At 60.8% G+C, this 19,722-nt stretch carries 16 protein-coding genes and 1 pseudogene; 11 read left to right on the top strand and 6 right to left on the bottom strand.

All coding sequences use genetic code 11. The annotated features are described in order from the left end of the window. Window position 1 precedes the first annotated feature (1 nt). The 3 genes from RAE19_RS16955 (at window position 2) to RAE19_RS16945 (ending at window position 2,634) form a co-directional block, all read left to right on the top strand. Entirely contained in the window at window positions 2-262 is a 261-nt protein-coding gene (locus RAE19_RS16955) for a hypothetical protein (protein ID WP_313875979.1), read from the top strand. A 156-nt stretch (window positions 263-418) separates the two neighbouring features. Beyond that, a complete protein-coding gene (locus tag RAE19_RS16950; RefSeq protein ID WP_313875978.1) occupies window positions 419-1,516 on the top strand; it encodes a tetratricopeptide repeat protein in 1,098 nt (365 codons plus the stop codon). Then, window positions 1,513-2,634 (top strand): HupE/UreJ family protein, encoded by a 1,122-nt coding sequence (locus RAE19_RS16945; protein ID WP_313875977.1) that lies wholly within the window; start codon window positions 1,513-1,515, stop codon window positions 2,632-2,634. The genes RAE19_RS16950 and RAE19_RS16945 overlap by 4 nt, the downstream gene beginning before the upstream one ends. Window positions 2,635-2,708: 74 nt before the next feature. Here RAE19_RS16945 and RAE19_RS16940 read toward each other — a convergent pair whose 3' ends face one another. From RAE19_RS16940 to ftrA, 5 genes are all read right to left on the bottom strand, one after another. Next, the gene (locus RAE19_RS16940) at window positions 2,709-4,130 is read right to left on the bottom strand and encodes an aspartate kinase (RefSeq protein ID WP_313875976.1); all 1,422 of its coding nucleotides are present in this window, start codon (window positions 4,128-4,130) and stop codon (window positions 2,709-2,711) included. 78 nt (window positions 4,131-4,208) lie between these two features. After that, entirely contained in the window at window positions 4,209-6,926 is a 2,718-nt protein-coding gene (locus tag RAE19_RS16935) for a putative bifunctional diguanylate cyclase/phosphodiesterase (RefSeq protein WP_313875975.1), read from the bottom strand. Window positions 6,927-7,061: 135 nt separating this feature from the next. After that, window positions 7,062-8,003 carry a metal-dependent hydrolase gene (locus RAE19_RS16930; RefSeq protein WP_313875974.1) on the bottom strand — a complete coding sequence of 314 codons (942 nt, stop codon included), beginning with the start codon at window positions 8,001-8,003 and terminating at the stop codon, window positions 7,062-7,064. Between the two features lie 20 nt (window positions 8,004-8,023). Then, window positions 8,024-8,662, bottom strand: coding sequence for a protocatechuate 3,4-dioxygenase (locus tag RAE19_RS16925; RefSeq protein WP_313875973.1), 639 nt, complete (start codon window positions 8,660-8,662; stop codon window positions 8,024-8,026). Between the two features lie 228 nt (window positions 8,663-8,890). Beyond that, window positions 8,891-9,895, bottom strand: a complete 1,005-nt coding sequence (ftrA, locus tag RAE19_RS16920; protein WP_313875972.1) for a transcriptional regulator FtrA — start codon at window positions 9,893-9,895, stop codon at window positions 8,891-8,893. Window positions 9,896-9,972: 77 nt separating this feature from the next. Here ftrA and RAE19_RS16915 point away from each other — a divergent pair, with 77 nt between their 5' ends. Together RAE19_RS16915 and RAE19_RS16910 are read left to right on the top strand one after the other, a co-directional pair. After that, window positions 9,973-10,371, top strand: a complete 399-nt coding sequence (locus RAE19_RS16915; RefSeq protein ID WP_313875971.1) for a rhodanese-like domain-containing protein — start codon at window positions 9,973-9,975, stop codon at window positions 10,369-10,371. Window positions 10,372-10,413: 42 nt separating this feature from the next. Then, entirely contained in the window at window positions 10,414-11,238 is an 825-nt protein-coding gene (locus RAE19_RS16910) for an SDR family NAD(P)-dependent oxidoreductase (RefSeq protein ID WP_313875970.1), read from the top strand. Window positions 11,239-11,339: 101 nt separating this feature from the next. Here RAE19_RS16910 and RAE19_RS16905 read toward each other — a convergent pair whose 3' ends face one another. Next, complete coding sequence (locus RAE19_RS16905) at window positions 11,340-12,239, bottom strand: LysR family transcriptional regulator (RefSeq protein ID WP_313875969.1); 900 nt, start codon at window positions 12,237-12,239, stop codon at window positions 11,340-11,342. Between the two features lie 170 nt (window positions 12,240-12,409). Here RAE19_RS16905 and RAE19_RS16900 point away from each other — a divergent pair, with 170 nt between their 5' ends. From RAE19_RS16900 to RAE19_RS16875, 6 genes and pseudogenes are all read left to right on the top strand, one after another. Further along, window positions 12,410-14,533, top strand: coding sequence for a 3-hydroxyacyl-CoA dehydrogenase NAD-binding domain-containing protein (locus RAE19_RS16900; RefSeq protein WP_313875968.1), 2,124 nt, complete (start codon window positions 12,410-12,412; stop codon window positions 14,531-14,533). A gap of 102 nt (window positions 14,534-14,635) precedes the next feature. After that, on the top strand, window positions 14,636-15,832 hold the full coding sequence (locus RAE19_RS16895) for an acetyl-CoA C-acyltransferase (protein ID WP_313875967.1): 1,197 nt from the start codon (window positions 14,636-14,638) through the stop codon (window positions 15,830-15,832). A gap of 22 nt (window positions 15,833-15,854) precedes the next feature. Next, the gene (locus RAE19_RS16890) at window positions 15,855-17,063 is read left to right on the top strand and encodes an acyl-CoA dehydrogenase family protein (protein WP_313875966.1); all 1,209 of its coding nucleotides are present in this window, start codon (window positions 15,855-15,857) and stop codon (window positions 17,061-17,063) included. A gap of 23 nt (window positions 17,064-17,086) precedes the next feature. Continuing rightward, window positions 17,087-18,244: an acyl-CoA dehydrogenase family protein gene (locus tag RAE19_RS16885; RefSeq protein ID WP_313875965.1), complete on the top strand. Its 1,158-nt coding sequence runs from the start codon at window positions 17,087-17,089 to the stop codon at window positions 18,242-18,244. A 12-nt stretch (window positions 18,245-18,256) separates the two neighbouring features. After that, window positions 18,257-18,391, top strand: a pseudogene (locus RAE19_RS16880) (enoyl-CoA hydratase); the annotation flags it as partial. A 53-nt stretch (window positions 18,392-18,444) separates the two neighbouring features. Next, a complete protein-coding gene (locus tag RAE19_RS16875) occupies window positions 18,445-19,686 on the top strand; it encodes a CaiB/BaiF CoA transferase family protein (protein ID WP_313875964.1) in 1,242 nt (413 codons plus the stop codon). The last annotated feature ends 36 nt before the right edge of the window (window positions 19,687-19,722 follow it).

Here is a 19,722-nt window from a genome sequence, read left to right as displayed (position 1 = left end):
CATGAAACAAATAAAGCAATGGACGATCCCTGCGGTGTTAGCGCTCGGCTTGCTGGGTGCTTGCGGTGGTGGCAGTGTAGATCCACTCACCCAAAACGCCCCTGGCGCTGACGTAGTGGCGGGTGTGGAGGTGAAGACCTCAGTGGTTGTATCTGAGGCTCAACGCCTAACTGCAGCCAGCACCAATGACACCGCAGAACCAGCATCCCTGGGCTCGGTAACACTGGCAACCAGCGAAACCGACGAACCTGCAGACATTTGATGCACTGAGTGCACTCCAACCACCAGGGCACAGCACACGCTGTGCCCTGCGTCACGGGAACTTCTTGTTCCCGTTTTCATTTCAAACCACAATGTGTGAGCGACTTCAGGGAGTCTTCAGATGAACAAGATTTGGTGGGTTTGCCTCGGAACTGCTGTGACATTGCACGCGGCGCATGCCGCAACACCGATCACCGCGACGCAGCGTGATCAGGTCATTGAAAAGCTGCCTCTGATCACCAAAAATCGTGCCGCTGGCCAAACAACCACCTCGGCCAACCCTGACGCTGCAGCTCAGGCGGCCCGCGAGCTGATTACCGCCGCGCGCCAGACGGGCGACACCCGCTACTGGGGCCGCGCCCAAGCCATGCTGACGCCATGGTGGAACAAGCCCGACGCCCCCACCGATCTAATGGTGCTGCAAGCCACTATTCAGCAAGGTCGCCATGAATTCAGCGAGGCCCGCAGTGTGCTCACGCGTGCACTCAAACTCAACCCCGCGCAAGCGCAAGGCTGGCTCAATCTGGCAACCCTCGAGCGGCTCGCAGGCAACTATGCGCGTGCGCTGCAGGCTTGCGAGGCGGTGGGCCAGGCTGGACAAGCGCTGTACGCCCAAGCTTGCCAGTTAGAAACCCAGTCGCTCCAAGGCAAAACCAACGAGGCGCGCGCGGGTCTGCAAACGCTGATTTCTGCCGCCGACAACGCAGCAATCCGCAGCTGGCTCTTGTCGCTCCTAGCAGAGAGCGAAGAGCGAGCTGGCAAGGATGGCGCTGCCCTCAAGGCTTACCAAAGCAGCCTGAAACAAGAAGCGGACCTTTACACCAGCATCGCACTGTCTGATTTGCTGCTGCGCACCGGAAAACACCAAGACGCACTCAAGGTTCTAACAGGCCTGCCTGCAACAGACGCAGTCCTGCTCAGGCAAGCGACCGCGAAAAAACGGGCGGGAGACCCGACCTGGGCAGAGTTACGGCAAACATTGCGCGAGCGGCAGGCCGAGCTGAAGCGACGCGGTGACAAACTGGAACTGCATGGCCGCGAGGAGGCTTTAGTCGCTCTGTGGCTGGATGAAGATTTCGCAGGCGCTGTGACGATGGCAGAGCGCAACCTTGATCTGCAAAGAGAGCCGATTGACTGGTGGGTAGCCATTCAGAGTGCGCGTGCCGCCAGTGACATGCCTGCGCTGGCCCGCTTGCGCGGTGAGATGCAACGCATTGGCCTTGTGGATGCGCGCATCCAGGGAGAAAAATCATGAAGCACTTGATCGCTTTCTTGTGCAGCGCGCTCTTCGCCATACCCGCCTTGGCGCACAAGGGTAGTGATGCCTACCTCGATGTAAAGCAGACCGCTGATCAAGTGACACTGCAGCTGGCAGTGGCCATCAAAGACCTGGATGTGGCGTTACCCGTGGACGCCAATGCAGACGGACTTGTCACCTTCGGTGAAATACAAGATGCCACGCCTGCGGTGGAAGCCCTCATCCAAAGCAACGCCTCAATCCAGAGTGCCAGCGGAAGCTGCCCATTGCAATGGCGATATGCAGGACTGGAACGTTACAGCGACGGGGCGTATATCAAGCTTTCCGGCACAGCAAACTGTGCAGCGCTAGAAAGCATCCGCTACACGCTATTCAAAACTGAAGACGAAAACCACCGCCTGCTCGTGAGCGGTAATGTCAACGGGCGTGACCTGTTGATGACCGCTTCTCCACAGCAATCAGCGCCCATCATGCTGGTGACCCGCAATGCAGCGAGCCAAGCGGCACCTACCGGCGTAGGCCAGACTGTGCTGAGCTACTTTGGCTTGGGCATGCACCACCTGCTGGAGGGTTATGACCACCTTGCGTTTTTGCTCGCGCTGGTTTTGCCACTACAGCTTGTTCTGGGCCGCAAGTCTGGTCCGGGACCGCTCACCGATACCAGGCCGTGGTGGGCTTTGCTGTGCACTGTCACAGCCTTCACAGTCGGGCACTCCATCACGCTGGCGTTGGCTAGTTTGGGCATCACGTCCGCATCACCAGAATGGGTGGAGCCCGTTATTGCTGCCTCAATCGGCGTGACTGCACTGCTGAACGTGTTCCCTGTCAAAGTGTTCAGCCCATGGCGGCTTGCATTGGGCTTCGGGCTGATTCATGGCTACGGGTTTGCGGGCCTGCTCACCGAAGCGGCGGCACCCTCTGCCCTCTTAGGCTGGGCCTTGTTTGGATTCAACCTCGGAGTCGAAGCCGGGCAACTACTAGCGGTGTTGCTGTGGGTTGCGGTATCCCAACTCTTTGTGCGGCAAGCTTGGTACGGCAGCGTGGTGGTGCGCGGCGGGTCTATCGCACTGTTCGCACTGGCCGCTTACTGGGTCTGGGAACGGGTTTTCGCCTGACCCATAAAAAAGCTGCGCAGCCCTTGAAGGAGCTGCGCAGCTTGCTATCAAATTTACAGCGAACTGAAATGTGATTAAACGCGGGGCACTGGTGTACCCGAGTTAACACACAGCGCCATATTGAGCGCGATAACGGCGGTTTTGTAGTCTGCACGCTCAATCACAAACTGCATGTTCACTTGGCGCAGGGTTTGCGACACGCAGTTCACGTTGACCTGAGCGTCCGCCAATGCCTGGGCTGCTTTGGCCAGCACACCGGGAATGCCGATGTTAGAGCCGATAGTGCACACAATCGCGCTGGGCTTGACGGTGACCACCTGGTACAGCTCTTCCAGCTCGGCCACGAGTTCAGGCGTGACCTGGTTGTCCCACACCAAGTGGGCGATGGAGTTGGCGTTGGTGGCTTTCAGGATGTAGCTGATGTCGTGCTTGCAGAACACTTGCATCAAGCTGGCGTCAAAGCCGACCGTGCCCACCATGCTGGGGTCATGGATCTCAATCAGCGTGACTTTGTCAGTGCCAGTGACGATTTCCACACGGGCGCGCTCGCCCACGAAATCTTTGGTGATCAAGGTACCGGGGTGGTCTGGCTCAAACGTGTTTTTCAGGCGAATCGGGATACCGGCAAGTTCCATCGGCTTGGCCGCCTTGGGGTGAATGGCTTCCATGCCCACGTCGGCCAACTGGTCGGCCACGTCGTAGTTGGTGGCACCCACCACAATGGCGTTTTCCAGACCCACGAGGTTGGGGTCGGCAGACGACAGGTGGAATTCTTTGTGGATGACCGCTTCGGCGGGGCGCACCTCTACCGCGATCTTGCTGAAGGTAACCTCAGAGTAGCCGCGGTCGAACTCGCGCATGATGCCTTCGGTGCCCTTGGTGTAACCGGTGGCCACAATCACGTTATTGGCCAGGTCCAGGTCTTTGAAGCTGTGAGCGATGCGCTCATCGATGCTCCAGGCTTCGTTGTCGTCGAAACCGGCGAGGTCCATCAAGACCGCGTTCACGCCATTGGCCTTGAGGATTTCCACCGAGTTGAACGCGCTGTGCGATTCGCCGATGGAGGCCAGCACCTCGCGGGCAGCCAAAAGCACATCCTTGCGGCTCAGGTAGCCGCTGGCCAGCACATGGTGCATGGCGCCCAAATACTCGCGCGCCTGGGCAATGCGCTGGTCGATAAACGCATCTGCCACCGCTAAAGGCAAACCAATGTCGGCATAGGCGGCATTCAGCTTTTTAAGGCTGGCTGCCAAACCGGTCAGTGCGTCCTGGTAACCCTTGCCCTCAGCGAACAGAGCGTAAATGCCGCGCTCACCGGTTTTCTTGTGCTCCAGCAGCTGGTTGGTCACGCCGGAGTAGGCAGACACCACGTAAATACGGCCGTAAATGCGTGCAGGGTTGTGCAGCATGATGTGGCGCAGCACATCACCAAAGGCGGTCATCGAGGTGCCGCCGATCTTCTCAACAGAGATCTTCGAGGAATTTACGTCGTGCATGGACAAGCTTGGGGTGGGCAAAAGATGAAAAAAACCGGCCGGAAATGAATGCCGGTAGCGCCGGTTACGAAAAGCTCTCTATTTTCGCCTACTTTGAGAAGCTTGCGGCAGCGTCGGACGGCGCATAACCTGCTCTATCGCACTGGCGCTCACCGGGTGGCTGAAATAGAAGCCCTGAAAACCCTTGCACCCCAGCTCCATCAAGAGCGCGCAGTGCGCCTGGGTCTCTACCCCCTCCGCGATCACCTTCAGGCCCAGCGTTTCCGCCAACACAATCACCATGCGGGCGATGGCCGCGTCGTTCGGGTCGTCCAGCACGTCGCGCACAAAACTCTGGTCGATCTTGATCTGGTCAAAAGGTAACTGCTTGAGATAGGCCAGCGAAGAGTAGCCCGTGCCGAAATCGTCAAGAGCAAAGCCCAGCCCATGGGCCTTGAGCAGCTTCATTTTGGAAATCACCAAATCAACGCCTTCAATCAGCATGCTTTCGGTCAACTCCAGCTTGAGGCGCTGGGGATTGACGCCCGTTTCTTGCAGGATCCTCAGAACGATGGGCACGAACTCCGGATCCCGAAACTGCCGGGCGCTGACATTTACAGCCAATTCCAGTGATGCTAGGTCGGGCTGATCGGCCCATAACCTCAGCTGTTCACACGCGCTGCGAATGATCCACTCCCCCAAGGGCAAAATCAGCCCACTGCTCTCTGCCACGGGAATAAAGTCAACCGGCGAAATTAACCCACGTTGCGGGTGCTCCCAGCGTACCAACACCTCAGCACCGATGATCCGGCCGGGCTCATCGACCTGAGGTTGGTACAGCAAAAAAAGCTCTGCCCCGCCCATGGCGGAACGCAAGTCCGTCTCCAGCTGCAGGCGGGCGGAAACAGCGGCTTGCATCATCGGATCAAAAAACCGGACCGTGTTTCGGCCCGCAGCCTTGGCCTGATACATGGCCGTATCCGCCCGCTTGAGTGGCTCTTCAGTGTCTTCAAGCCGGTCGCCGAACAAAGTCACGCCGATACTGGGCGTGTTGTGGAACTGGATCTCTCCAATCTCGTAACTGCGGTCAAGCTCCAGCAGAATTTTTCCTGCAATGACCTCGGCTTGCCGACCCGCCAGTAACGCGTCATCCGCCAAGTCATCGAGCAAGATGACGAACTCATCGCCCCCCAAACGCGACACCGTATCGCCGTCACGGACTGCGGCGACCAGGCGCTCCGCAACCTGCCGCAATAGCTGGTCCCCCTTGTTATGGCCAAAGGTATCGTTCAGTGTTTTGAAGTTGTCGAGATCAATAAACAGCAACGCCCCCAAACGGTGGTTACGCTGGGCCGTTACCAGTGCGAGCTCCAGCCGGTTCAGCAACAGTCTGCGGTTCGGCAGACCTGTCAGTGCGTCAAAAAAAGCCAAGCTGTGTATCTGGGCCTCGGCCGCCTTGCGCTCCGTAATGTCAGTCACAAAAGCCAATATGCACGGGACGCCACTGTGATCAATGATCTCCCCCGAGATGCTGACCTTGCGGATGTCGCCATTCCTGTGCACCCAGCTCGTCTCGTAGTCCACCACACTGCCCCTGGCCTTCAATGCGCGCAGCCACTGGAGCCGCATCTCGCCCTCAGGCCAGAAGCCCATCTCCAGCGCGGTCTTGCCCAACAACTCGGCACGGGCCCAGCCGAAGTCACGCTGGTATTTCTCGTTGGCCTCAACGAATCGCCCTTCCGCTAGAGTCGCAATCGAGGCCGCCACCGGACTGGATTGAAATGCAGTCGCGAACTTCTGCTCAGACTGCCGCAGGTTCAGCTCCACCAATTTACGGGTGTGGATGTCCTGGGTGGTACCGGTCACCCGGAACACGGCACCTTGCTCATCCTGCTCAAATTTCGCTTTTTGGAGAACCCAGTGCAGCCCCCCATGCACCCTGATCTGGTGCTCAGCCTCAAAGATGGGCTGAGTCCGTGCCGCTTCCCGCCAAAGGACAAAGACGGCCTCACGCTCGTCGACCGGTATCAGGTCGAGGAACGAATCACGACTCAAGGTAGCGCCATTCGGTAATCCAAAAATCCGGCAGGCCTCGTCGGACAGCTGCATCGTGTCGGACGCGACCGTGTACACCCAGCTCCCGACCTGGGCTTGCGCTTGCGCTTGGTGCAACTCCAACTTTGCGGACTCCAAGTCACGACTTCGCAGAGCGATACGGGTGTTAACGAGGTCCAGCTCACGCAGCCGGCGCTGATAAGCCAAGACCAGGAAATGCATCAAGACGGCCGCCATCAGGAAGACGCAAATCTGTACCAGCGCATGCAGCCAAGGGGGGGAATCGGCGGATTGCGGCAGCCAGCCGCCTTTTGTGGCGACAACGGTGAGGATGGTGACACCTGCCGTCAGGAAAGCGACGATCAGCGCGACCCTGGTACTGACCAGCCAACCCAGCATGAAAATGATCAGCGGAAACACATACTGAACAGGTGCGGTAACGCCGCCGCCCACAAACATCATCACAGCGACGTAAAACCACATGCCCACGCCCAGTGCGGTAACGGTAGTCTGCAACTTCTTTTGCCACAAGAAGAACCAACCTGCAGCGCCCACTAGCAAGATAGTGCTGGTGCGCAGCGCTGCGTTCAGGTCATTGGGGATGAAGACATAGATTGCTGCAGTAACCAATACACCACTCAGAAAGATGGCGACCACTGCGGCTTTGAGAAAAGTAAAAGAGGGCTCCCAAGTCACGGGTCGGTAGACCTCTTCGTCACTCCTGCTGACCGGCTTGAGCTGCGGGGCAATCTTTGGTTCCATCGTTGACTGCATCATAGCTGCCGCAGACAGAAGTTAACTGCGTTGGCGCGCCCCCTGATGCCCCTGATCGACCCAAGCCCTATGGCCGCGCCGCTGGACCCCACATCCGCTGGCCGATCCAACGCAGCGTAGGACCTACGGGCGGGCGCTGACCTGTGTGGCGGGCGCCCGGCCGACGGCGTCTGGTAGTCCCAGGTCAAAGCTGAACACATAGTGCGGCTCCTGCCCCATGCGCAGGTCCGTAATCCGCAGCTGTCCGTCAGGGGCGATTGCGCCCTTCACGAACCCGTGGCTGAACGCCGTCAAACGCGCCACTGGTGCGGAGGCTGCGTGTTCGATCAGCAGATCGCTACCCCGCGCATGCGCTTCCCATTGCACCGGGGACTGGCCGTCCAGCACTGATACATAAGCTTCATGAAACTTCGGATCAGCCGGATCTTCTGGCAAGGCGACCACCCGCCAGAGCAAGGTTTGCAAGGGCGCCGGCGTGACCAGCACCCGCTGGGCAGACACACCCTGTTCACTCAAGGAAGCGCGCGCACGTTGTTCGACATGCTGTTGCGCCAACACACTCCAGCCCAGATAGGCAGTCGACAAGGCCAAGCCCACCATGTTCCACCGAAGCCCGCGCGCCAGATCCCTACAGCGCCAGGCCGCCGCCACCCCAATGATCAGCGGCAATGTGTAAGCCGGATCGATGATGAACACGCTACCCACCCCGAAGGGGTAACTGGAAAACGGCTGCAGCAACTGGGTGCCGTACACCGTCATGGTGTCTAGCAAAGGATGGGTCACCAGCACCAGCCAAAGTGCCAGCCACCAGCGCATAAAGTCGCGCCCCCGCGCCACCAACCAGGCAAACACAGGGGCCGCCAGAGTCAAAAAGAACAAGGCGTGGCTTTCCGCCCGATGCAGCACCATATTGGAAATGGCGTCTCCATGGTCGATGAGGGCATCCAAATCCGGCAAGGTGCCGGCCACTGCCCCAACCAAAGCGGATTTCCACACCGCGGTGCGCCTGCCCATGACGGCCACACACACCGCTGAACCAAGCGCTATCTGGGTTAAAGAATCCATTGCAGAGTTGGCTTTAGCGCTTAGACCTGTACCACGATGGGAAAGTCGACACGCAGCCCATCTGTAGAGGCACTGAACTCGCGGGTCAGCGCCGCCCTGTCTTGCAGATCCAGGCGCTGCCAGAGCCCGTCGCGCGGGTTACCCGGATCGCCCGCCACATAAAGCTGCGTCGTGAGCAGCTCCTTGCGGTCCAGCTTGACTTTCACATGGATGTGAGGCGTGCGCCCGCTGTAGGGGGCCGGCCGCATGGTCCGGAAGCGGTAGCGCCCATCTTTGCCCACCGCCACCCGGCCAAAGCCCTGGAACTTCGGGTCCGCTTTGCCACCGTCTTGCGGGTGGTGGTAGTGCCCCTCGTGGTCACATTGCCAGATTTCAACCACCGCGCCAGCAACTGGCATTCCGCGGGTGTCCATCACCAGCCCCTCAACCCAGACCGGCTGGGCTTTGGAGTACACCGCACCACCATTGCGCAGCAGGTCAAAGTCTTGGTCGCCGGGCAGTGCTACCGGATAAAACGGGCCCTCGGTTTGCCGGGGTGTGGGCCGCAAAACCGACTGAGCTTGCGCAACCGTTGGTGCAAGCCACGCCGGCGCACCGGTGGCAGCCAGCATGCCGGCACCACGAACCAACAGGGAACGGCGAGAGTGAGGTGGGTGCATAGGCGTTTTGGGTGGTGAAACAAAAGTGCGTATCGGAATCCCGGGGCCTGCAAAAGTTCCCGCGCACGCCGTGCAGTGCGCTAGCAGCGGTGTTCAGCTCGCGAAACTCCATCTGCGGTTAAGTCACTGGAGAGCCAGCTGTCACCCACTGGACGCCCTCTGTCGCCATTCAAAATGCTATCAAATCAATAGCTACTCGCGCAATCAATACCAGCGCTAGAGGTCGATTTAACCTAAAAACATCGCCCGATACTGCCTGGGCGATAAACCCAGCTGCTGCTGAAAGTGGTGGCGCAGGGCCTGCATGCTGCCCAAACCCACCTCGGTGGCGATGCGCTCTACCGGCAGCGCACTGCCCTCTAGCAGGCGCTTGGCTTGCTCTACCCGTTCAGCCACCACCCACTGGCCGGGGGACTGGCCGGTGAGTTCGGCGAAGCGGCGCAAAAATGTGCGCGGACTCATGGCAACACGATCGGCCATGTGCTGCACCGTCCACGGCGATTGCAGATCGTTGCGCACGTCGTCCAGCAGCTGCACTAAGCGATAGTCACCTTCTTGCGGCACCGGGCGCTCCATGAACTGGGCTTGTCCCCCGCTGCGGTGCGGCGGCATCACCAGACGGCGCGCCACGCTGTTGGCAGCCTCTACCCCAAAGTCACTGCGCACGATGTGCAGCATCAGGTCAATGCCAGCGGCGCTACCGGCAGAGGTGTAGACGCGATCGCCCTCGGCATACAGCACGCTGGCGTCCACCTCCACCTCAGGGTGTTGGGCTTGCAGCGCTTTGGCGTAGCGCCAATGGGTGGCTGCGCGGTGGCCATCGAGCAAGCCGGTAGCGGCCAGCACAAAAGCCCCCGAGCAAATTGACGCCAGCCGCGCGCCACGTTGCCATGCAGCCCGCAACTGCTGAGCCAGTGCATCAGGCACAGGCACCTGAGCGCCCTTCCAGCCGGCCATTACGATCAGGTCCGCGTGCTCCAGCAAACGGGCATCGCCATCGGTCGTAACTTGCAATCTTCCGTGCGCGCGCAGCGGGCCGGGCTCAATGGCCGCGCTGGCAAAGCGGTACCAGCCAGAGCCCATTTCAGGCCGGGAAAGGCCAAAGATCTCGGCCGCAATAGAAAACTCAAAAGTACACAGGCCGTCATACACGGGCACCACTACCAGCGGCCCGGTGGTTGACCAAGACGCACTTGAGTTTGAGCGGGCAGAGTTTGGCGTGATTTTTGTCATATATGTCTTTTACGCCAATTGTAGAAATTTGCGCCTGTTTGCACCATAGAGCCTCTTACAACGCACCGGAGAACCCCATGCCCACCGCAGTGACCGCTATACCCGCCGCCAGCGCCACCCTTGCCGAGGCGCACTTTGCCGCCGAGCTGACCTTTGAGACCGACTGCTGGGATACGCACGATGCCCTGGCACAAGGCGCCGACTTTGTGCTGCTGGACGTGCGCTCCCCTGCCCTGTTTGCACGCGGCCATGTACCCGGCGCCGTCAACCTGCCCCACGGCAAGATCGTAGAGAGCAAGATGGCCCAGTGGCCGGAGGGCACGCTGTTTGTGACTTACTGCGCCGGGCCCCACTGCAATGGTGCCGCCCGTGGCGCGCTCAAGCTGGCGCGCTTGGGGCGACCGGTCAAGATCATGGCCGGTGGCATCACCGGCTGGCTGGATGAAGGCTTTGCGCTAGCCACCGGGGACGCCTGAATACGTTGATGGGCCACCTTGCGCTTGTGGCACAGTGAGTGCATGAACTCCATTCTTATCACAGGCGCCAGTGATGGCATAGGCGCCGCCAGTGCACGGCAGCTCAAGGCCAAAGGGCACTACGTCATCCTCGTGGGCCGCTCGCGCGACAAAACCGAAGCGCTGGCCCGCGAGCTGGGGGCGCCATTTCATCTGGCCGATTTCACCCGCCTGGCCGATGTGCAGCGGCTGGCCTTAGAGCTTGCACATCACCCGCGCATCGAAGTGCTGGCCAACAACGCAGGCGGCATCATGGGCCCGAGGGAGCTCACCCAAGACGGGTTCGAAAAGACCTTTCAAGTGAACCACCTCGCTCCCTTCCTTTTAACCAAGCTGCTGATGCCGCAGCTGATAGCGGGCAACGCCAAAGTGATTCAAACCGCCAGTATTGCGGCCAATGTGTTTGGCGGCAGCTTTGATATCCACGACCTGAACAACGAACGCCACTACCGGCCGGAGCAGGCCTATGGCAACGGCAAGCTGGAGAACATTCTCTTTACCCGCGAACTCCAGCGCCGGCATGGTGCCGACGGTATTTCGGCAGTGGCATTTCACCCCGGCGTAGTGCGCAGCAACTTTGCCAGCGAGACCAGCCACCTCATGCGGGTGCTGTACCACACCCCCTTGAAATACCTCTTCACCATCAGCCCGGAGTCCAGCGGGCAGCGCCTGACTGCACTTGCCGAAGGACAGCCCGGCACCGACTGGCAACCCGGTAAGATGTACAACAAAGCCAAACCCATGCCCCTGCGTTTTCAGGATGCTGATGGCAGCGCAGCGCGCAGTTTGTGGGAGCAGAGCGAAGCGATGGTGGCTTCTTTTACATAGATTTTTGAGAAAAAGTCCGCTTAGCCCTTATAAATAAAGCGCAGGTCGCTACCAAATCAGGAGCATTCAAAACCTGGCCCATCTGCGCGAGCTATAGCAGCTCAGCCAGCGCTCCCATTCGCTTTGGCCAAGAGAAAGTCAATGCAGGTGCGCACTGCGCGCGTCTGGCGGCGGTTCGGAAGGTACAACAGGTACATCTGGGTGCCGAAAATGCTCAGGCGGTAGTCATCGAGCGCGGTCACCACTTCCCCACTGGCGATCACATCCTGCACCACATAGTCCGGCACCAGCCCGATACCCAGGCCAGCCAGAACGCCTTGGCGCAAAAACGGATAGTGGTCTGAAATCAAGGTAGGGGCCAACAGCACATCGTGCCGCTCGTTGCCTTTGTAGCCGCGCAACGAGAGCTGCCGCCCCACCACATTGGCGGTGATTACTGGCAGCGTGCGCAGTTGGTCCAGCTGGGTCGGCAGGCCATGGGCCTGGGCATAACTTTGAGATGCACACGCCAGGTAGCGCACGGTGCCCATGTCGCGCGCAACCAGTTGTTGAGGCGGCTCGGGCAGGATGCGGATGGCAATGTCCACCTCGTCGCGCAGGTTTTCCACCCGGTTCTCGAACACCACATCGAGCACGATGCCGGGGTACAGCCCCTTGAACTCGATCAGCCAGTGCGACATCACCATCTGCCCGAAGCCGCTGGGCATGCTGAGGCCCACGCGCCCTTGCAGCTCTTGCCCCAAGTTGCTGATGGTTTCTTTGGCGGCAAGGATCTCGTTGCTGATGGCGCGGCCGTGCTCGTAGAGGCGCCAGCCCACCTCGTTGGGCTCCACCCGGCGGGTCGTGCGGTGCACCAGTTGCAGGCCCACTGTTTTCTCAAGTTGGCTCAAGTGGTAGCTCACATTGGCCCGCGTCATCTTGAGCTTGCGGGCCGCCTGGCTCAGGTTGCCCGCGTCGATGATTTCCACCAGCAGGGTCAGGGAAGAAAGGTCAAGACTCATGGACCTGCCGGTATCTTGGTGTGGTGGCGTAAAACAGCATACGGGTCATCCGATGGCCAAAGCGTCAAATCATATTTGACAGTTTGTCAATAAATTTTGTGATTGTAAAAAAAGAGCCGCTCCAAAAGAATAGCCTTTGCTCTCACGACAACAACAACGGAGACAAACGCATGGAGCACGACAACGCGTCACCCGCAGTGACCAGCCACCGGCATGGCCGCGTGTGGGTCATCACCGTCAACAACCCGCCCGTCAACGCGCTGAGCGCAGCGGTGCGCCTGGGCCTGTTTGCCGCCATCGAACAGGGCGAGGCCCAGCCGGAGGTGGGCGCGGTATTGATCGTGAGCGAGGGCAAAACTTTTATCGCCGGCGCAGACATCCGCGAATTTGGCAAGCCCCCCGTGCCACCGTCGCTGCCCGACGTGTGCAACCGCATTGAGGCGTGCAGCAAACCGGTAGTGGTTGCCCTGCAAGGCGCCGCATTGGGTGGTGGACTGGAGGTAGCCCTGGGTGCGCACTACCGCTTAGCCCTGCCCGGGGCCAAAGTGGGCTCGCCAGAGGTCGACCTAGGCCTGATGCCCGGCGCCGGTGGCACACAACGCGCCCCCCGCCTCATGGGCGTGAAGGCTGCCGCGGAGTTCATTCTCAGCGGCAAACCAGTGGGCGCGCACGCCGCACTTGAAGCCGGTTTGGTGGACCACGTCACAGATAGCAGCCTCACCGCCCTGGATGCCGGCTTGGCCTATGCCAACGAACTGCTGGCCCAAGGTACGCCGGTACGGCGTGTGCGCGACATCGCCATAACCAACCCTGAGATTGCCCTGTCAGAGCTGAGTGTTCTGGCCCAAGACACGGCCAAGAAGTCGCCCGGACTGTACTCACCACTCAAGATCCTTGAAGCGGTACGCGCATCAGTAGAGCTGCCGTTTGACGAAGGGCTGAGCCTAGAGCGCCGTTTGTTCATGGGCTGCATCGACAGTCCGCAACGTGCAGGTCTGATCCACGCATTTTTCGCCGAGCGCGAGGTGAGCAAAGTACCCGAAGCCCGTGGCGCCGCGCCACGCACGGTGGCGAGCCTGGCTGTCATCGGCGGGGGCACCATGGGCGCAGGCATTGCCGTGGCGGCGCTGGATGCCGGACTACCGGTGACCATGGTGGAGCGCGATGCGGACTCGCTTGCCCGCGGCATTGTCAATGTGACCAAGGTCTACGACGGTCTGATTACCAAAGGCCGTATCACTGAGGCGCACAAGGCGGCCACCCTCGCCCGCTTCAGGCCCAGTACTAACTTTGCCGACCTGGCAGCCGCCGACCTGGTGATCGAAGCAGTGTTCGAAGACCTGGAAGTCAAAAAAGCCGTGTTCCACCAACTGGACGCGGTGTGCAAGCCCGGCGCGGTGCTGGCAACCAATACCTCGTACCTCGATATCGACGCGATTGCTGCAGCCACCCGCCGCCCGCAAGACGTGATTGGTCTGCACTTTTTCAGCCCGGCAAACATCATGAAGCTGCTGGAAATTGTGGTGCCCTCACGCGTCAGCCCCGATGTAGTGGTAACCGCCTTTGAGCTGGCCAAACGCATGAAAAAAGTGCCGGTCCGCGCAGGGGTCTGCGACGGCTTCATTGGCAACCGCATCCTGGCGAGCTACAAGCAGGCAGCTGATTACATGATGGAAGACGGTGCCAGCCCCTACGAGATCGATGCCGCAGTGCGGGCTTTCGGCTACCCCATGGGTCCCTGCCAAGTGACCGATCTGGCCGGTGGAGACATCGGCTGGGCCACCCGCAAACGCCGTGCAGCCACACGCGACCCGAGAGCCCGTTATGTCGAAATCGCTGACCGCATCTGCGAGCGCGGCTGGTTCGGCCAGAAAACCGGCCGCGGGTTTTACCTTTACCCGCAAGGCGCCCGCACCGGCCAGCCTGATCCGGAGGTGCTCGCTATGGTGGACGCCGAACGGGCCAAAAAAGGCATCACTCCACGCAGCTTCACCCCCGAGGAAATCATGCGCCGCTACATGGCCGCCATGGTCAACGAGGGAGCCAAGGCGTTGGCCGATGGGATCGCGCTGCGGCCGCTGGACATTGATGTGACGTTTCTCTACGGCTACGGTTTCCCGCGCTTCCGGGGTGGCCCCATGAAATACGCCGACACCGTTGGGCTTGCCAACATCCTGGCCGATATACGGGCCTTCGCCCAAGAAGACCCGCTGTTCTGGCAGCCCGCACCCTTGCTGGAAAAACTGGTGGCAGAGGGCCAGGATTTCGCGAGTCTGAACCAGCTGCCCTCCTGATTGCAACCGACCCACTCAACTCTGCCCTTCGCCGACCGCTTGCTGCGACGGTAAGTGGCAAACCCCACATCGCACCGTACCGCACCTAAGGAGACCCTTTTTATGCGCCAGGCCGTTATCGTCTCGACCGCTCGCACACCACTGACCAAATCGCACCGTGGCGAGCTCAACATCACGCCAGGCCCTACGCTAGCCAGCTTTGCGGTCCATGCTGCAGTCGACCGCGCAGGAATTGACCCCGCGCTGATCGAGGACGCCATACTGGGCTGTGGCTACCCCGAGGGCATCACCGGGCGCAATGTGGCACGCCAAGCCATCATCCGCTCGCAACTGCCCTTGTCCATCGGCGGCACCACGGTGAACCGCTTCTGCGCATCGGGCTTGCAAGCCATTGCCATCGCAGCCGGACGCATCGTGGTGGACGGAGCACCGGCCATGATTGCCGGTGGTGTGGAAAGTATTTCAGGCATCCGCTCGCGCCAGGATGGCCAAAGCGGCCTGGACCCGTGGATCCTGGAGCACAAACCCGCGCTGTACATGGAAATGATCGACACCGCCGATGTGGTGGCCCGCCGCTACCACATCAGCCGCGAAGAGCAAGACCGTTTCTCGGTCGAGAGCCAGCGCAAGGTGGCCCAGGCGCAAGCCGCCGGGCGGTATGCCGAAGAAATTGTCTCCATCACCACCACCATGGCAGTGACGGACAAAGACACCGGCACGGTAAGCCAACGCGAGGCCACGGTCGACCGGGACACCTGCAACCGCGTGGGCACCACCTATGAATCCTTGGCCAAACTGGCGCCTGTGAAAGGGGCAGACCAGTTCATTACCGCCGGAAATGCCTCGCAACTGTCCGACGGTGCCAGCGCCTGCGTGCTGATGGAGGCTGGAGAAGCCGAGCGCCTGGGGCTGCAAGCGCTAGGAGCCTTCCGTGGCATGGCCATAGCCGGTTGCGAGCCGGATGAAATGGGTATCGGCCCCGTTTATGCCGTGCCCAAACTGCTCAAGCGCCACGGCCTGACGGTGGACGACATCGACCTGTGGGAGCTGAACGAGGCATTTGCCTCACAAGCCATTTACTGCCAGCAAACGCTGGATATTCCGGCCGACCGCCTGAACGTGAACGGCGGCGCGATTGCCATCGGTCACCCCTTTGGCATGACAGGTGCGCGGCTGGCGGGTCACATCTTGCTGGAAGGCCGCCGCCGCAACGCAGAGGGCCAGCGCGTCAAATGGGGCGTGGTAACCATGTGCATTGCCGGTGGCATGGGTGCCGCCGGACTGTTTGAAATTTTCTGAGCAGGCTTGCCGAAGCGTCGATATGGATCTCCAATTCACCCCCCAAGAGCAAGCCTTCCGCGAGGATGTGCGGGCCTTCCTGAAAGACCAATTGCCCTCCCGCATTGCCAACCAGGTGAAAGCCGGCCAACGCCTGAGCAAAGCCGACCAGGAAGAATGGCACGCCATCCTCAACACCCGCGGCTGGCTGGCCAACCATTGGCCCGAGGCCCATGGCGGCCCCGGGTGGAGCACCGTGCAGAGGTTTATTTTCGACACTGAATGTGCGCTGGCGGGTGGCCCGCGCATCGTGCCGTTTGGCGTGAATATGCTGGGCCCGGTGCTCATCAAATATGGCAATGCGAAGCAAAAGGCGCACTGGCTGCCGCGCATCCTGAGCGGCGAAGACTGGTGGTGTCAGGGCTACTCCGAGCCCGGCGCGGGCTCAGACCTGGCATCGGTCAAAACCACTGCGGTCAGGGTCACTGATGCAAGCGGCGATCACTACATCGTCAACGGCCAGAAGACCTGGACCACTCAGGGCCAGCACGCCAACATGATTTTTTGTCTGGTGCGCACCGACCGCGAGGCCAAAGCCCAATCGGGCATCAGCTTCTTGCTGATGGATATGAATTCACCGGGTGTGGATTTGCGCCCTATCCGCACGCTGGATGGCGACTGCGAGGTGAATGAGGTGTTTTTCACCAACGTGAAAGTGCCCGCCGAAAACTTGGTCGGTGAAGAAAACAAGGGGTGGACTTACGCCAAATACCTGCTCACCTATGAGCGCACCGGTATCGCGGGCGTGGGCTTTTGTATTGCGGCGCTGGCCAAGCTCAAGGTGATTGCCGCGCGGGTCTTGAAAAACGGTAAACCCCTCGACCAAGACCCGCTGTTCGCAGCCCGTATGGCCCGTGTAGACATCGATCTCGAGAACATGAAAACCACCAACCTGCGGGTCATTGCCGCTGCCGCCAGCGGTGGTGTTCCTGGGGCTGAAAGCTCCATGCTCAAGATCCGCGGCACCGAGATCCGGCAAGAAATCCTGTCGCTCATCCGCCGTGCTATGGGGCCCTATGCCCTTCCATTTGAAGAAGAAGCCCAATACGCCGGCTATGCCGAGCCCCCGCTGGGCGAGCCCGAGGCGACCACCGCAGCGGCCCACTACTTCAACTACCGCAAGCTGTCGATCTTCGGTGGCTCCAACGAAATCCAGAAAAACATCATCTCCAAGATGATTTTGGGCCTTTGAGCCTTGGCGAGAGGGACTCACCCATGAACTTCCAACACACCGAAGACCGCCGCATGCTGGCGGATTCACTGAATCGCTTTTTGTCTGAAAAAAATGGCATCGGGCTCCGCCACCAGAGCGCTGGCAGCGCGCTTGGCTTTTCCCGAGAGGTCTATGCCGGTCTGGCGGAGTTGGGCACCATCGGCGCGCTGTTTCCGGAAGATGCGGGTGGCTTTGGCGGCACCGGTTTTGACGTGAGCGTGGTGTTTGAATGCCTGGGCCGTAACCTGGCGGTAGAGCCCTTGCTGGGCGCGCTGGTGGTCGGGCAAGCCCTGATCGCGGCGGGCACCGATGCACAGCGGGCCGCTCTGGAATCCATCATGGCGGGCACGAGCGTTGCGGCACTGGCGCACGAGGAGCCCGGCAGCCATTACGAACTAAGCCATGTCACCCTGAGCGCAACAGCGGCGTCCGACCCTTCAGCCGGCGGCTGGGTGCTGAATGGCCGCAAGGCGGTGGTACCCATGGGCGATGCGGCCGACCTGCTGTTGGTGTCCGCCCGCACCACGGGCCAGCCGCTGGACGCCGACGGTATCAGCCTGTTCCTTGTTCGGGGCGATGCTCCGGGTGTGAGCCGGCGCGGGAACGGCCGCATCGACGGCGGCCGCACCGCCGAGTTGACATTTACAAACGTAGCGGTAGATGCCAGCGCCCTGCTCGGCGCACCGGGTCAAGGCCTGACTGTGCTGGAGCGCATCAGCGGCTACGCCCTGTTGGCGCTGGCAGCTGAAAGCCTGGGGGCCATGGACATGGCCAAGGACCAGACACTGGAATACCTGCGCACCCGCAAACAATTTGGGGTGCCGATCGGTAGCTTCCAAGCGCTGCAGCACCGCATGGCTGACTTGCTGCTGGAAGTGGAGCAAGCTCGCTCGGCGGTAATCAACGCCGCCGCTGCGGTGGAGGACACCGATCGCACGGCCCGGGAAAGAGCCTTGTCTGCCGCAAAATACAGCGTAGGCCGTATCGGCACGCTGGTGGCAGAAGAAAGCATCCAGATGCATGGCGGTATCGGCATGACTTGGGAGCTGCCACTGGCGCACTATGCAAAACGCCTGGTAATGATCGACCACCAGTTTGGCGACGAAGACCATCACCTGGCCCGCTTTATCGCACTGGGGCAGGCAGCGGCCTGCGCTTGAGCCGTGACGACTATGACCCACGCCCTATTGACCCGCCGTGAAGGGGCGGTGCTCATTCTGTCAAACCACAACCCGGCAGCCCGCAACGCGCTGACCCCGGAGTTCTACCGGGGCATCAGTGCCGCTCTTGACAAGCGCACCGCCGATTTCGTCAAACTGCGCAGCCCCGCGGCTTGAACCTACTGAGTACCTGAACCGACATGGAACCCACCTTACCAAACCCCGGCACTGACCAACCCGACCTGCCCTTAAGCGGCGTGCGGGTGCTGGACCTCTCACGCGTATTTGCCGGGCCACTGTGCGGCCAGGTGTTAGCCGACTTTGGCGCCGAAGTTATCAAGGTGGAGCACCCCGGTCGCGGCGACGACACCCGGGACTGGGGTATTCGCATCGGCAAAACCGAGACCACGTACTACAACGGCATGAACCGCAACAAGCGGTCTATCACCCTGGACCTGCAAAGCCCCGAGGCTATCAGCATCGTCCGGGAGATGCTGCCGCAGTTCGATGTGGTCATCCACAATTTCAAGACCGGTGGCGCCGAGAAACTGGGCCTGGGCTTTGAGCAGCTCAAGGCCTTCAAGCCCGACCTGATCTACTGCGCCATCGCGGGCTACGACACCAGCGGCCCTGAGGCCAAACGCCCGGGATACGACCTCGTTATTCAAGGCGAGGCCGGCTTGATGGCTTTAAATGGCGACTCCGGCATGCCGCCACTGAAGTTCGGCGTGGCAGTGGTAGACATGATGACCGGCATGTACGCTGCACAGGCCGTGCTGGCCGCACTGTTCCGCCGTGAGCGCACGCACAAAGGCCAACTGATCGAGATGGCGCTTTACGACTGCGGCGTGATGGTCACCGGCTATTACGGTCTGGACGCGCTGATCTTGGGCAAAGACCCCGCCCGTTATGGCAATGCCCACCCGTCCATCATGCCGTACGGCATGTTTGAGGCGGCCGACGGCCCTTTAATCATTGCCGTGGGCAACAACAGCCAGTTCGACAAGTTCTGCCGCCAGGTGGTGATGCGGCCTGACATCGTGGATGACCCCCGCTTTGCCACCAACGTGGAGCGTGCCCGCAACCGGGTGGCCTTGGCACCCCTTCTCACCGAGCTGATCTGCCAGTTCCCGCGCGACGTGCTGTTGGAGCGCTTGATGGCCCAGGGCATCCCCTGCGGCAAGGTGGCGGGCTTGCACGAAGCGCTCACCAGCGAGCGCACCCAACGTGGTGGGCTGGTGCAGAACATGCCGCACCCTGTGGCGGGTACCACCCACGTATTTTCGCCGCCCTACCGGCTGGACGGGCAACGCCTGCCGATCCGGAATGCGCCGCCCACGCTGGGCGAAGGCACCCGTGAGGTGCTGACACAACTGCTACACATGACCGACGCCCAACTGGAGGCGCTGCGTGCCCGGGGCGTACTGACGCTACCCGAATAAAACCCTTTCACCCAAACCACAACGAGGAGACATAGA

The sequence above is a fragment of the Rhodoferax potami genome (assembly GCF_032193805.1).
Classification (GTDB): Bacteria; Pseudomonadota; Gammaproteobacteria; order Burkholderiales; family Burkholderiaceae_C; genus Allorhodoferax; species Allorhodoferax potami_A.
The sequence above is the reverse complement of the archived record's forward strand: the minus strand, read 5'-3'. Positions and strand labels throughout refer to the sequence as shown.

What these genes read in the sequence shown, in the direction of transcription:
- RAE19_RS16875 (WP_313875964.1), top strand. Translation starts at nt 18,445, where the DNA reads ATGGAACCCACCTTACCAAACCCCGGCACTGACCAACCCGACCTGCCC.
- ftrA (WP_313875972.1), bottom strand. Translation starts at nt 9,895, where the DNA reads ATGACAAAAATCACGCCAAACTCTGCCCGCTCAAACTCAAGTGCGTCT.
- RAE19_RS16885 (WP_313875965.1), top strand. Translation starts at nt 17,087, where the DNA reads ATGAACTTCCAACACACCGAAGACCGCCGCATGCTGGCGGATTCACTG.
- RAE19_RS16955 (WP_313875979.1), top strand. Translation starts at nt 2, where the DNA reads ATGAAACAAATAAAGCAATGGACGATCCCTGCGGTGTTAGCGCTCGGC.
- RAE19_RS16930 (WP_313875974.1), bottom strand. Translation starts at nt 8,003, where the DNA reads ATGGATTCTTTAACCCAGATAGCGCTTGGTTCAGCGGTGTGTGTGGCC.
- RAE19_RS16900 (WP_313875968.1), top strand. Translation starts at nt 12,410, where the DNA reads ATGGAGCACGACAACGCGTCACCCGCAGTGACCAGCCACCGGCATGGC.
- RAE19_RS16910 (WP_313875970.1), top strand. Translation starts at nt 10,414, where the DNA reads ATGAACTCCATTCTTATCACAGGCGCCAGTGATGGCATAGGCGCCGCC.
- RAE19_RS16915 (WP_313875971.1), top strand. Translation starts at nt 9,973, where the DNA reads ATGCCCACCGCAGTGACCGCTATACCCGCCGCCAGCGCCACCCTTGCC.
- RAE19_RS16905 (WP_313875969.1), bottom strand. Translation starts at nt 12,239, where the DNA reads ATGAGTCTTGACCTTTCTTCCCTGACCCTGCTGGTGGAAATCATCGAC.
- RAE19_RS16895 (WP_313875967.1), top strand. Translation starts at nt 14,636, where the DNA reads ATGCGCCAGGCCGTTATCGTCTCGACCGCTCGCACACCACTGACCAAA.
- RAE19_RS16890 (WP_313875966.1), top strand. Translation starts at nt 15,855, where the DNA reads ATGGATCTCCAATTCACCCCCCAAGAGCAAGCCTTCCGCGAGGATGTG.
- RAE19_RS16925 (WP_313875973.1), bottom strand. Translation starts at nt 8,662, where the DNA reads ATGCACCCACCTCACTCTCGCCGTTCCCTGTTGGTTCGTGGTGCCGGC.
- RAE19_RS16935 (WP_313875975.1), bottom strand. Translation starts at nt 6,926, where the DNA reads ATGGAACCAAAGATTGCCCCGCAGCTCAAGCCGGTCAGCAGGAGTGAC.
- RAE19_RS16945 (WP_313875977.1), top strand. Translation starts at nt 1,513, where the DNA reads ATGAAGCACTTGATCGCTTTCTTGTGCAGCGCGCTCTTCGCCATACCC.
- RAE19_RS16940 (WP_313875976.1), bottom strand. Translation starts at nt 4,130, where the DNA reads ATGCACGACGTAAATTCCTCGAAGATCTCTGTTGAGAAGATCGGCGGC.